This is a genomic window from Cohnella cellulosilytica, from assembly GCF_042431195.1.
GTDB lineage: Bacteria > Bacillota > Bacilli > Paenibacillales > Paenibacillaceae > Cohnella > Cohnella cellulosilytica.
In genome coordinates, this window is the sequence record NZ_JBHMDN010000019.1 from 1 (window position 1) to 12,910 (window position 12,910).

14 protein-coding genes are annotated in these 12,910 nt (G+C 51.0%); all 14 read left to right on the plus strand.

What is annotated here, in order from left to right; genetic code table 11:
* Positions 1-155: 155 nt before the first annotated feature.
* The 14 genes from ACFFT4_RS14925 (at position 156) to csrA (ending at position 12,831) form a co-directional block, all read left to right on the plus strand.
* Positions 156-1,142 carry an acyltransferase family protein gene (locus tag ACFFT4_RS14925; RefSeq protein ID WP_378049017.1) on the plus strand — a complete coding sequence of 329 codons (987 nt, stop codon included), beginning with the start codon at positions 156-158 and terminating at the stop codon, positions 1,140-1,142.
* Between the two features lie 329 nt (positions 1,143-1,471).
* The gene (locus tag ACFFT4_RS14930; protein ID WP_378048898.1) at positions 1,472-1,897 is read left to right on the plus strand and encodes a glycosyltransferase family 2 protein; all 426 of its coding nucleotides are present in this window, start codon (positions 1,472-1,474) and stop codon (positions 1,895-1,897) included.
* A gap of 293 nt (positions 1,898-2,190) precedes the next feature.
* Positions 2,191-3,123 (plus strand): Rpn/YhgA-type helix-turn-helix domain-containing protein, encoded by a 933-nt coding sequence (locus tag ACFFT4_RS14935; protein ID WP_378048899.1) that lies wholly within the window; start codon positions 2,191-2,193, stop codon positions 3,121-3,123.
* A gap of 178 nt (positions 3,124-3,301) precedes the next feature.
* Entirely contained in the window at positions 3,302-5,344 is a 2,043-nt protein-coding gene (locus ACFFT4_RS14940) for an ATP-dependent helicase ComFA (RefSeq protein ID WP_378048900.1), read from the plus strand.
* An 89-nt stretch (positions 5,345-5,433) separates the two neighbouring features.
* The gene (locus ACFFT4_RS14945) at positions 5,434-6,195 is read left to right on the plus strand and encodes a ComFC family protein (protein ID WP_378048902.1); all 762 of its coding nucleotides are present in this window, start codon (positions 5,434-5,436) and stop codon (positions 6,193-6,195) included.
* A 144-nt stretch (positions 6,196-6,339) separates the two neighbouring features.
* Positions 6,340-7,527: an acyltransferase gene (locus ACFFT4_RS14950; protein ID WP_378048904.1), complete on the plus strand. Its 1,188-nt coding sequence runs from the start codon at positions 6,340-6,342 to the stop codon at positions 7,525-7,527.
* 87 nt (positions 7,528-7,614) lie between these two features.
* Positions 7,615-8,034, plus strand: coding sequence for a TIGR03826 family flagellar region protein (locus ACFFT4_RS14955; protein ID WP_378048905.1), 420 nt, complete (start codon positions 7,615-7,617; stop codon positions 8,032-8,034).
* An 85-nt stretch (positions 8,035-8,119) separates the two neighbouring features.
* Positions 8,120-8,386 carry a flagellar biosynthesis anti-sigma factor FlgM gene (flgM, locus tag ACFFT4_RS14960; RefSeq protein WP_378048907.1) on the plus strand — a complete coding sequence of 89 codons (267 nt, stop codon included), beginning with the start codon at positions 8,120-8,122 and terminating at the stop codon, positions 8,384-8,386.
* Positions 8,387-8,421: 35 nt separating this feature from the next.
* Positions 8,422-8,925: a flagellar protein FlgN gene (locus tag ACFFT4_RS14965; RefSeq protein WP_378048909.1), complete on the plus strand. Its 504-nt coding sequence runs from the start codon at positions 8,422-8,424 to the stop codon at positions 8,923-8,925.
* Positions 8,926-8,964: 39 nt separating this feature from the next.
* Positions 8,965-10,524, plus strand: a complete 1,560-nt coding sequence (gene flgK, locus ACFFT4_RS14970) for a flagellar hook-associated protein FlgK (RefSeq protein WP_378049019.1) — start codon at positions 8,965-8,967, stop codon at positions 10,522-10,524.
* Positions 10,525-10,555: 31 nt separating this feature from the next.
* Entirely contained in the window at positions 10,556-11,479 is a 924-nt protein-coding gene (gene flgL / locus ACFFT4_RS14975; RefSeq protein WP_378048911.1) for a flagellar hook-associated protein FlgL, read from the plus strand.
* A gap of 23 nt (positions 11,480-11,502) precedes the next feature.
* Positions 11,503-12,069: a DUF6470 family protein gene (locus ACFFT4_RS14980; RefSeq protein ID WP_378048913.1), complete on the plus strand. Its 567-nt coding sequence runs from the start codon at positions 11,503-11,505 to the stop codon at positions 12,067-12,069.
* 87 nt (positions 12,070-12,156) lie between these two features.
* Positions 12,157-12,582 carry a flagellar assembly protein FliW gene (gene fliW, locus ACFFT4_RS14985; RefSeq protein WP_378048915.1) on the plus strand — a complete coding sequence of 142 codons (426 nt, stop codon included), beginning with the start codon at positions 12,157-12,159 and terminating at the stop codon, positions 12,580-12,582.
* 15 nt (positions 12,583-12,597) lie between these two features.
* Entirely contained in the window at positions 12,598-12,831 is a 234-nt protein-coding gene (gene csrA, locus ACFFT4_RS14990) for a carbon storage regulator CsrA (protein WP_378048917.1), read from the plus strand.
* Positions 12,832-12,910: the final 79 nt, after the last annotated feature.

The following is a 12,910-nucleotide window of genomic DNA, read 5'->3' on the forward strand; positions in this document are numbered from 1 at the left end:
CCAAGGTTGATGTCCTTCTTCTATTCGTTCTTTCGACGAACCTTCTAATATCCTGGCTTTAACCGGCTTTCGTCGACAACATATTTTTCGCAACACTCAAGTTACTAAGAGAAAGTCCCCTTCGAATCCTTTGGGGAGGGCATGAATCAGTATTAATCTTCTTCATTTTAAGTGGCTATGTGCTATCTCTAACTTATTTAAAAGGCAAGCAACAAAAATATCCGCAATACATTATTAAAAGGCTATGCCGTCTATACATCCCGTTTGTTGTTGCTGTTATAATTGCAATCATTTTGAACAAAATGTTCTATACCGGTTCTGGTTCTTTTGCTAGTTTAAGTGGTTGGATTAATAATCACTGGGCGGAATTCCAGTGGAATTCTTTTATTAATCACTTTTTATTTATTGGCAATTACGATACGCATGCTTTCAATGGACCAATCTGGTCTCTGGTTCATGAAATGAGGATATCAATTGTATTTCCTCTGCTAATGTATATTGTGATGCGGTATGGTTTAAGATTAAACGTTACAATAGCATTCGTTTTGTCTTTCATAGGATTCGGGTTAAGTAAATTAACTGGATCTTCTAATATTGACTTTTTCATAACACTGCATTACGCATCCCTATTTATCTTTGGGGCCTTACTCGCCAAATATACAGATGATGTTGTTCAATACTACAAAACTCTTGCAAATTCGGCGAGAATATTGTTGTTTGTTACAAGCGTTCTACTACTGACATATCCATACTGGCTCTTGCCCAATCTCGGAATTATACACATCAGAGTTATAAACGATTGGGTATCTGCCACAGGAGCTATCATACTGATCTCTCTAGCTTTATCAGATGAGACTTTTGTCAGATACCTTATGTCTAAGCCGCTTTTGTTTCTAGGGAAGATATCCTACAGCTTTTATTTATACCACTTTATAATAATACTGGCTCTATTACATGCATTGTATGGCGTCATTCCTGTTTGGACAATTTGCGTTTTTTCAATAATGGCTACTTTCTTGGTTGCCTCAGTCATGTATTGGTTGGTGGAACTTCCCGGGATAAAGTCGGGCAGGTTATTAACAAATTCAAGTAAACAAAAAATCCCCGTATCCGCCGATGCTGGTTCGGCAAAGGTTGGTTAAGTAGTATAAAGAACATTTTGTGTAGTATGACGTATTCTTTTTCATGATATTGTTGTAACTTTCATTAAGATCGTATCAACAGCGAGTTGAATAGATAAAAAAGTAAACTGATGGCGTAATCTATTGGGCACCGTGGTTGGCTTTATGAAATAATAATGGGATTTTGTATTTTGTGAAAGAATGATGATGGGTGCAATTGAACTAGCGAGGGAACCACTAGTCAGCCGGCGGCATATATTGTGGAACGAGTAGACGGTCGGTGGGCTGGAGCGGAAAAGTCCGGCGCGGGGTCAACCGTCGCTCACCTGCATAGCAAAGGAGGAGCCGACATGCTTCCCGAGCTGTTTTGGATTGTCGGTTTGTATGTTGCGGCCATGGCATTGGCGCACTGGCTTATTCGTCGAAGCGCTGGCGCTGGACGTCGCCATTACGTGTTGGTCGCGGGAAATCATCAAATGCAAATTGAAGGATACATTCGGGCGATTCAGCATTTTTCGAGAAGGACGGGAACGGAGATTGGCATTACGGTTGTGCTGGACCGGTCGACGGATGAGACGGGACCGATTTTGGAGCGTATGGCCCGTAAAAATGTGGGGATTGAGTGGGTGAGACGGGACTTGCCCGATAACGGCGGACGGAAAGACGAGAGAGTTTGCGGGCGAGGGGAAGAACTGGTCGGTTCTGTTGCTGCGGATCCAAGTGTCGTATGGGTGGAATTGGCTCGCCCAGAGGATGTGAAGCGGCTGCCTCGCTGAGGGGGAAAGGCGGCGGGCTGCGTCAGCGAGAGGCAATGGGGCTGCAAAGTAGAGAATAAACAAAAGGTACGGAAAGTAGAGAGAGATGGAAAGAGGACGGAAGCGATAGGTACGAAGCGGTGAGACTTAACGGACGATAATGAGAATAGATTGATTCGTCGGTCACTACGTGATACGATAAAAGAAATAAAGCAAGCTCGGTCGTGAAGAACACGCCGCTCTTTCTCCTGTTGGAGAATGGGCGGCTTTTCTGTTTTTATCGGCGGGCAGGCGGTGGAAAGGGGGATTAGGGAATGAGTATTGATCATGATCGTTTGTTCAAAGAGCTGCTGCAGACGTTTTTTAAAGAGTTTATGGAACTGTTTTTCCCAAAAGTTTCGGCGATCATCGATTATTCCCATGTGAAGTTTTTGTCTGAGGAATTATTCTCCGGCCTGGTCGGCGGAACAACAGAGCGCGCGGACTTGGTTGTAGAAACGCTGCTGTTGGAAGAGGAAGGAACCGAAGCGACTGAACCGGAGCATAAGGCGCTCATTATTATTCATCTGGAACCGCAGTCTTACTTTCAAGAGGATTTTCCGGAGCGAATGTTTCTTTATTCCGGCAAGCTGTACGAGAAATATCGGCGTCGAATTCTTCCGATTGCAGTCTTTAGTCACTCCCGCCAGCTAAAAGAACCGCCGCGATTCGGTTGGGCATTTCCATTTTTGAAGGTGGTGACTTTTCGGTATTATGCGATCCAGTTGCGCAAGAAAAGCTGGCGTCGCTTTGTGAAAACCGATAATCCGGTGGCTGCTGCGCTATTGAGCAGTATGGGATATAATAAAAAGGAACGGGTCGCGGTCAAGTTCGAATTTCTCCGCATGATGACCCGTTTGCGGCTGGATCCTGCCAGGATGAGGCTATTGACTGTTTTTTTTGAAACGTATTTGCAATTAACGAATTCCGAAAACGAGCGTTTGCTCAAGAAAATAGATCGCACAAATCACAAAGAGGAGGCAGCGATAATGGAATGGATGACATCTTGGGAGAAGATGGGGTTGGAAAAAGGGCTGAAACAAGGCGTGGAACAAGGCAGGGAAGAAGGTAGGGAAGAAGGGATATTAAAGAGCAAAGAGGAAATTGCCGCAAAAATGCTGGCAAAAGGGCTGGATCCGGCAATGGTGGAAGAGATGACCGGCCTGTCTGCCGATAGAATTAACAAGCTTAAGGAATCGGTTCATTAACCTAGGGTGTGTATGCACGCCCTGGTTTGAAGATAAAAATAAAGGTGAAGCACACCGAATCGCCGCGTCGGCGCAGGTGTGTTTTTTGCGTTGTTGGAACGGGGAAAAGAGGGGATGACGGGGAACGACGTCGGCAGGAGCAGATCAAGGGTCTGTGTTCAAGCAGGAGGGGAGCCAGGTGAAGGTTATTTTATATGCGGTATGGACGGGGATGGAGTGCAGGACGAAGATATCGATCGACTGGAAGACAGATCTTCTGTATTGGGGCGGCAGAGCGAAAGAAATCGTTCGTCTGCAAGACGAGATTCCATTGGGGGAGGCGGAACATCTGTGTCGATTGTTGGCGGAGGAGCAGGAGCAGGCGGGTGAGGTGTTGGGGAAGGAGAATGTTTTGCTGGGAACAGATCCGCGGGGCATGATGAGCTCCAGGCAGGGGAAAGAGGAGAAGCGAGAAGCGCATAAGGGCTGGGCGGATCAATTAGTGCAGGTGGTTAGAGCGGCCGGTTACATGGGAGAGATAGAGAGAATCAAGCAGCCGGAGGGCGCGGGCGTAGAGCCGAGCCTGATCGAAGCGGCAGGGGCTGCGGCCGAGCGTCTGGCCGGGCGCTCGCTGCTCCGCGAGGAGGCGCAGCAACTGCTGGACGCCGCGCTGCCGGGCGTCCAGCCGCTTGCTGCGTTGCAGCTCGCGGCGCTCTTGGGGGCCGTGCGGCTGACCGCCGCCGTGGCCCTCGATGTTGCAGCCCCCGCGTCGGCGGGGCTGCCTGCTTGGGCCGAGCGGGCGCTGCGCCGCGCTCGGCTGTTGTGGGGGCGCGGGCCTGGCTGCCGCGCCCCGGTGCTGCGCTGCCGGCGCTGCGGCAGCGCGGACAAGCTGCGGCGCACGGCTTGCGCCGCGTGCGGGAGGCAAGCCTGCGCGTATTGCGAGGCTTGCCTGACGATGGGACGCAGCCGCGAATGCGAGCTGCTCGTCATCGGCGTGTCCGCCACTGCCATCCGTCCGGCTACCCTTGCCGTGCCCGCCACCGCTGGCCGCACGTCCGCTCTTGGTGTATCCGCCGTTGCGGGTAGCCCAGCCATGCATGACTTGCTCGTCAATGGAGGAAGCCCGGCCACCGTCAAGCGGCGGCTCATCGAACGCTGGGGGCTAAGCCCCGCGCAAAGCGATGCGGCGGCTCAAGCGCTCGCTTTTCTGGAGGCTCCGTCCGCTTCCCGGGGGAGGTCGTTTCTGCTCTGGGCGGTTACGGGAGCGGGGAAGACCGAGATGATTTTTCCGCTGCTTAATTCCGTGCTGACAAGGGGAGGGCGAGCGCTGGTGGCGACGCCAAGGCGGGATGTCGTGCTGGAGCTGGCGCCGAGGCTGGCCAAGGCGTTCCCGGACAGGAGCCTTGTCGTTCTGTACGGGGGCAGTCCGGACCGCTGGCAGGAAGGTGAGCTAACGCTGGCGACCACCCATCAGCTTCTTCGTTTTCAGGGAGCGTTCGACCTTGTGCTGATTGACGAGTTGGACGCCTTTCCTTACCACAACGACCCGATGCTGCACTACGCCGCGGCCAAATGCGGCAAACCCGACGGCCGCACCGTCTATCTCAGTGCGACGCCTCCAGCGGCTATGCAGCGCGATGCAGCCCGCGGGAAACTGGTCCACGCAAGAGTTCCGGTCCGCTATCATCGTCATCCGCTGCCGGTGCCCCGCAGACTGAAGCTGCCGTCTGTCCGTCACATAATCGGCAAACAAGCCCTGCCAGGCAAGCTGTTGGAGCCGATACGTCGATCGGTCGCCCGCGGAGCGCAAGTATTCCTGTTCGTCCCATACGTGAAGCAGGTCGAACCGATGGTGCGTCTGCTCCGCGCACGCGCATCAAGCCTCGGATTGTCTGCAACAGCGATTGCAGGAACGTCTTCTCAAGACGACGAAAGGGGGGACAAGGTCGTTTCTTTCCGCGACAGTTCGGTGCAGTTGCTCGTGACAACGACGATTCTGGAACGAGGCGTTACGATTCCGCGCAGCGATGTTTTTATTCTCGACGCTCATAATTCGTTGTTCGACACGGCCTCGCTCGTTCAGATGGCAGGGAGGGCGGGACGCTCGGGAGACGATCCGTTTGGTTTCGTCTATTATGGCGCTCCGGAATGGACGACCTCCCAGAAAAGCTCAATCCGGCAAATTCAAACGATGAACCGCGCCGCAAAACGCAGAGGATACCTGAAAGAAACCATCAAGTAAAGCTCCTTCTGCAGCTTTTTTGCGTCAAGCTGCCAGTCGTCTTTGTAACTTTTCCAGCGTTTACCTCGTCCAAATAGGAGTGATCTTGAATGAGATTAAATATGGGCTCCTGGTTTGCCGCAGCAAAGCGCGAATGCCCGATCTGCGGGCGTGACGGCAGCCAAGCCGGGAACGTGGCGGCCGTGCCGATACCGATTAAGCATCCGGCGCCGAGACAGGCTTTGGCTTCGCTGTGCGGCCTGTGCCGGCAGGCGATTCCATGGATCGTGCATCCGATCTGCCGCGTCTGCGGACGGGCGGAAACCTGCGAGGATTGCCTCCGTAGAGCAAACCGATCCTACGCGGTTAGCCGCTGCGCGGTGCGTTACACCGACACGATGCGGGACTGGCTGGCACTTTACAAATACCGTGGCAACGAGGGCGTAGAGATCATTCTTGCGGCCATGTTGGCTTTCGCGTTCGAAAGACTGCATCATGCGGCGCCCGGCGCCTCGTTCCCGATTATCACTTCCGTGCCGCTGGCGCCGGAAAGGTTGAAGGAGAGAGGCTTTAATCAAGCCGAGCGATTGGGTCTCCGATTGGCCGAGTGGTATGGGATCGCTTATCGGCCTTTATTGCATCGCCTCCGCCACACCGAGAAACAAAGTCTCAAAACCCGTCGCAGCCGCGTTGTCGACATGAAAGGCAATTTCGCGGCCGCTCATCCCGGCTCTTTTTCCGGGAATATCGTTCTGCTTGACGATGTGTATACGACCGGGAGCACGCTCGACGAGTGCGCTCGCGTCCTGAGACAGGCGACCGAACCGGATGCGCCGTGCCGAATCTATGGCTTGCTCTGGGCTCGCTCCTAAGGCGTGTATGCATACGCGCCCTAGCAGAAAACGCGAGAGATTCCATTGAAACTCGCTTTTCGACGGCGTTCGCCTTATGCTATGATAGGGTGACTTCGGAAATACGTTCTCATCCAAATTATTCCTGGAATTAAAGGAGGAGTCATGGAACGTCGCGCTAAATTAAACGAAATCGACATCGTACGCGGCCTCGCGATCCTGGGCGTGCTCATGGTGCACTCCACTTCGTTCGCAACGGTCGATATGCTTCATAACCGAATGTTCGGGGTTTACAACTTCCTGAACATCTTTTCCAAGATTGGAACGACTTCCTTTATTCTGCTCAGCAGCTTTGTGCTGTTCTACAACTATTATCCGCAGCCGCTTACGTTTCAGCGCTTTAAGAAGTTTTATCGCAATCGGCTGATGTATATTATCGTGCCTTATTTGCTCTTCTCGACGCTGTATTTCGTGCTTAGATGGTACCAGAACGGCTATGCCTGGGATCTGTCGCAGATGTGGCCGAGCTTCTGGAGCAAGGTGTCGCAAGGGCAGGCTTATACGCATTTGTATTTTGTGTTTATCAGCATACAGCTATACCTGCTGTTTCCGATTTTCCTGTTCCTGATGAAACGTTATAAATGGCTCGCCGCGTCCGCGATTGTGATCGGCGTCGGCATACAGTGGGCATTCTTCCTGCTTAACCGCGAATACTGGCAGGTAACGAATCGGGGAAGCTGGTCGCCTTCTTACTTCGGGCATTATTTTCTCGGGGCGTGGCTAGGGATTTACTTCGACCGGATCAAGGACTGGCTGATCATTGCCAAGGAAAAGATCACGGCGACGAAGCTGGCGGCATGGATCGCACTTTGGGGCGTTTGGTTGGCTGCGGGAATCTCTTATGTCACGATATTCTACAATGCACGAATGTATCAGACCCGTTATCACAATGCGCTGTACGACGGATTATGGGATATCTATACGATGCTCACTCCGCTGGTGCTGATTCAGATCGCGTTCCTGATCGGCGGAAAAATGAACACTTCGTTCTGGGTCGGGCGGCTGCGGCATCTCGGGATCGTCTCGTTCGGAGTGTATCTGGTTCATCCGCTTGTGCTGCTCGTTTATCGGAAATTCCCGGTCTCCGGGGGAAGTACGCTGATCCATCATGCCTGGTACGCGGGGGGATTCCTGCTCGCGCTGCTGATCTCCTGGGTCGTCGTTACCGCGCTCAGCCGACTGACCGGATGGTCGTGGCTGCTGTTCGGCAGCGTACCGAAACAGCTTGAAGCCGCATACGCTGATCCGAGACGGGACGGGAAACCGGCAGCGAAAACGACGGCTTCCGCTTAATTGTCGAACCTCTGGCGGTTGCTTGACAATTTTAGTATAATTCAGATAACAATAGTCGATTGATGTCGGAGATCGGGGGATGATGGCGTGAATTTAACCTACTGTCCGAAATGCGGGAAGTTGTTCTCCAAAAATTTCCGCGATGTCTGCGACAGCTGCTATCAGCAATTGGAGAAGGACTACGAGAGATGTGCCGAGCATCTTCGCAAAAATAAAGGCATGGATATTCAGCAGCTGTCCGAGGAGACGGAGGTCAGCATCAAGCAGATTACCAAGTGGGTGCGCGAAGGCCGGATCTCTTTGATGGACGCTCCCAACCTGTCGTATCCGTGCGAGTCGTGCGGTACGCTGATTCGCGAGGGACATCTGTGCGAGGCGTGCAAGAAGCGTCTGGTTCGAGACGTAAGGAACGCGACTTCTCCCGGCGGAGCCAGATACAATCCCGACGAAGAGCGGCAGAAAGGCACCTATCAGATTGGCGATCGTCTGCGCGATCGCGATAATTAAGCGTGATGACTAAACATTTCATATTTGTTGACCGATAATAGGGATAGATTATTATCGGTCTTTTTTATTTATTGAGGTGATCTCCATGAAAATAAATGATACTCAGCGTATAGGCGCTTATCGCACCTATCAACAGCAATCGGATATTCGTGCCAACCAGGCTTCCGGCAAGCGCCGCAAGGACGAGGTTCAATTCTCGGCGGAGGCGATGGAATTGCTGGGTGCCCAGCGTGCCGAAGACCCCAACCGCTCGAAGCGGATCGAGAGTCTGAAGAATGAAGTTGCCACAGGAACTTATCATATTGATTCGGGTAAGCTGGCCGAGAAGGTGCTGCCTTTCGTTCGAGAATAACTTGTACGCAACTCTGTTAACGGAAGGTGATGGGCATGTCCTTTCATGAACTGTGCGAGGCACTGGAAACGCTGCTACTGCAGCATGAACAGATGATCGTGTATGCCGAACGGAAAAAAGAGGCCTTGGTTGCCAACGATATCGACGTATTAAACGAGATGGTGACTAAGGAATCCCGATTGGTCAAGCTGATTACCGAAGCTGAAGGGCGCCGGCAGCAAGCTGTCAATGCCGTTCTGCGAGAGGCGGGCTTCAACCCGACACCTTCAACTACGGTGGCCAGTCTCATTCGAATGATTACGAACGCGGAAGACAAAAAGAAGCTTTCCAACCTCGCGGATAAACTCAGCGCTGCTGTGGAACGCATTAGAGCCTTGAATGAGCTGAATATGAAGCTGACGCAGCAATCCATCGAGTTTAATGATTTCTCCTTGAACCTCCTGGCCAGCGCCTATGACGATCAAGATTACGTATACAAGAAGCCGACCGAATCGGCGTATGGGCAAAATAAGCTCAGGTTCTTTGATTCTAAAGCCTAATCTTCTTAACTTACGGTGAAATGGGGAAGATAATTCATGATGCGCTCCACTTTCCACGCGATTGAAACGGCCAAGCGCAGTCTGTTCACGCAGCAGGCGGCACTGCAAACGACGGGACACAACGTTGCGAACGCCAATACGGTCGGGTACACTCGCCAAGTCGTCAACATGACGGCCTCCAAGCCGATGGAGGCGATCGGCATGTCAAGCTCGACGACGCCGGGGCAGCTCGGAACCGGTGTGGAATTCAGTTCGATTACACGAATTCGGGAGAACTTTCTCGATTCCCAGTTTAGAAATGAAAATAAAACGCACGGTAGCTGGTCGATTCAGGCGGATACCCTGCAAAAGCTCGAAACGATCGTAAACGAACCTTCCGATACGGGGCTTCGTGCAGTGTTGGATAACTTCTGGAAGTCGTGGCATGACTTAAGCGAAAACCCGGAGGATATTACTGCGCGGAAACTGGTGCGCGAGACAGCCAAGGCTGTGACAGATGCGTTTAATCAGACAGCGCGTCAATTGGAAGAGTTGAGCGCAGATATAACCGAGAATATTGGTGTAAAAGCAAACCAGATTAACACCTCTCTCGAAACGATCTCAAGTTTGAATTTACAGATCCGGAAGATTGAAGGCCTGGGAGATAACGCTAACGATCTTCGCGACCAGCGGGATCTATTGATGGACGAGTTGTCCAAGGTTATTAACGTGACCAGCGTGGAAACGAACGACGGCGAGTATCAGGTCATGATGGGCGGAACCGTACTGGTGGATAACGGAGAATTCACGCCGGTAACCGTTGAAAGTTTGCAGGCAAGCTTTGCCGGCGGGGATCTGAGCGGTGGAGAAGTTCACGGCATGATTATCTCCAGAGACCAGTATGTTGCCAACTATCAGCAGCAGTTGAATACGCTTGTCAACGGTTTGGCTAATGGAGATATTACCGTTACAATTCCTGCAGGGGCTGTCTTGCCCGACGGCATCACCTTGGATAATATCACCTACTCCGGAACTGCCCGTACGTTGACCTCTCCTTTGACTGTCACCGTTAAAGGTCTAAACGGTCTGCATCAGCTCGGCTATACAATGATGGATCCTCCGCAAGCGGGAGGTACGTTCTTCGCCTCCAATGATGGTGGACCTTTGACTGCAGGCAACATGTCATTAAATGCGAATATTCTTGCAGATGCCGGTTATATTGCTTCGTCGATGCGAACGACGGGTACACCTGAAGCTGTCGTAAAAGGAAATAAAGATCTGGCAATGCTGATCAGTCAGTTCAGTGAAATGAAAATTGATTTTTCATCTGTCGCTGTGGGAGCTGCAACTGCGCAGGGTTCTGTTAACGATTTCTTCCGATCAATTGTTGGTCAACTCGGCGTCGAGGCCGAAGAGGCTAATCGTCAAACAACAAATGCCAAAATCGTAGTGGATCAAGTAGACTCTCGTCGTCAATCGGTGAGCGGCGTTTCGTTGGACGAAGAAATGAGCAACATGGTGAAGTTCCAGCATGCCTACAATGCGGCAGCTCGTTTCATGACGACGATTGACGAGACCTTGGACAGGATAATTAATGGCATGGGTACGGTTGGTAGATAATTCCGGAATCTAAGAAGGATGTGAAAACGAAATGTTGGGACGTGTAACTCAAGGAACGATAACCAATCAATTGCTTCGCAACATCAATCGGAATATGTCGCAGATGCAGGGACTCCAAGAGCAGCTGTCTACCGGGATGAAAATCAATCGTCCTTCCGACGACCCGGTCGGCATCACGTATTCCTTAAGATATAGAAGCGATTTGTCATTGAATGAACGCTATCAGGAGAATGTTAACTCTGCAGCGTCTTGGCTTGATTTCAACGATACTTTGCTGTCACAGGTCGGGGATGTAGTCAAAAGGGTCAAAGAGCTGGCAATTCAAGGCTCCAACGACACCAATCCGAACGTTGCTCTGGATAATATTGCAGCAGAAATAAAGCAGTTGAAGGAGCAACTGGTGGAAATCGGAAACAGTCAGTTTAAGGGGAAGTATGTTTTCAACGGACAGTTTACCGACGAGAAGCCCTACGACAGCCTGGCGAATGCAGCCGGCAAGATTACAGATGATTTAGGCATTGAATATATGATTAGTTCGGGGATTTCAATAAAGGTCAACCTGACCGGAAATGAAGTGTTTGGCTTTCCCCCGACAGGAGTGACTGCGCCTCAGAACGAAGATGATAACTTGTTCAACGTATTGGATCAGATCATTAGCAATCTCGAATCCGGGAATACTTCCGCAGTAAGTGATCAGCTCCCGCTTCTGGATTCCAGAATGGACAAAATACTGACCCAGCGCGCTGAACTGGGGGCTCGTGTCAATCGTGTCGAACTCATGGAGCAAAGACTGCAGGATCTGAATTTGAATCTGACGACGCTCCAATCGAAAACCGAGGACGCGGAGATTGAGGACGTGTTGATTAAAGCCAAGGTCAATGAAACGATTTACCAGGCCTCCTTATCCGTGGGCGCCAAAGTTATTCAGCCTTCCTTGGTCGATTTCTTGAGATAGTTCGGGAGCGAGGTATTCGCCTGATGATTCCAATGATTAGTATCCACTCGCAAAGAGGGCTTATAGGAATTGAATCGAGACGGGGGCAGTTTGAAATCCGTAGACCGCAGCCTGAATTGACAATTAAATCCGAGCAAGCGACCATTACGGCGAACAATCGACCTGGCACGTTAAGAGTTGATCAAAGCTTGACCAACGATGCGCTTAATGGGGGGAAACCGCAGTCCTTTTGGAATCGGATATATTCTCAGTACAAGCAAATCGCGGATCAAAATATTCAGCAAATCGTCGAGAAAGGGAATAGATTGGGGGATCTGCGTATTAAAGGAAACCCGATTCCGGATATGGCGCTAAGCGCCTTTATCGAGGGGGCTCCGGATTTGCAAATATACGGCTACGCTTCTCCTGCCAACATTGCGTTTCAATATATGCCCAATGATGTAAACGTTCAGGTTGAACGCGGACAGCTGACCGTCGATGCGCAAATTCATCGGCCGGATATCCAGTTTCATCGAGGATCCGTGAGCATCTACATGCAGCAGTATCCTAAAGTGACGATCACTCCTCCGGAGATAGATATTACGGCATAATAGAGAAGAGAGTATGTTATTATTGGCTGTAAGCGATTTATCGCTTATAGCTTTTCTGATTTTAGCGACTTATGGGAGGTTAGCCTGATGTCTGCAGAACCGAAAATGGATAACATCGAGTCAATAGGGATACATTTCAAAGAAGGGCTTCCCGGATTCGAGGCTTGCAAGAATTTTGTCCTGATGGAGGATGCAAACAACAAACCTTTCGGCACTTTGCAATCTGCAGACCAGGAAACGGTCAGGTTCGTTGTTGTTGATCCGTTTCTGCTGTTTGAAGATTATGAGTTCGACTTGGCCGAGACGGCTTGCGAGGATTTGCAAGTCGGTCAGGCGGAGGAACTGCTGATTCGTTCCATTGTCTCTATTCGGGGGGAAGCGGGCGAAGCTTCTGTAAATTTGGTTGCCCCGATTGTTGTGAACAGAGTGAACGGCAAGGGCAGGCAGGTTATTCTGACCAGTACCCAATATTCTACCAGACATCGCTTATTTGAGCCGTCCGCAGGACGCTAGAAAGGGGCGAGAGGAATGCTCGTGCTTTCACGGAAAAAGGGGCAATCTGTTATCATTCAGGATGCGATAGAAATTACTGTGCTGGAGGTCGACGGGGATACGATCAAGCTGGGGATCTCCGCACCGAAAGAAATGCCGATCGTGCGGAAGGAACTTCTACTTTCCGTTAAAGAATCGAATATCCATGCGCTTGCGCAGGTAGAGGATATTTCGGCGTTGTCGGAGCAATTAAAAAAGATGAAAAAATAACGGCTGCAGTATTAAAATAAAGATCCAGGAAACCGATATACTTATTAGCACCGGAACAGGGCGGCCGACTTGTTACCGG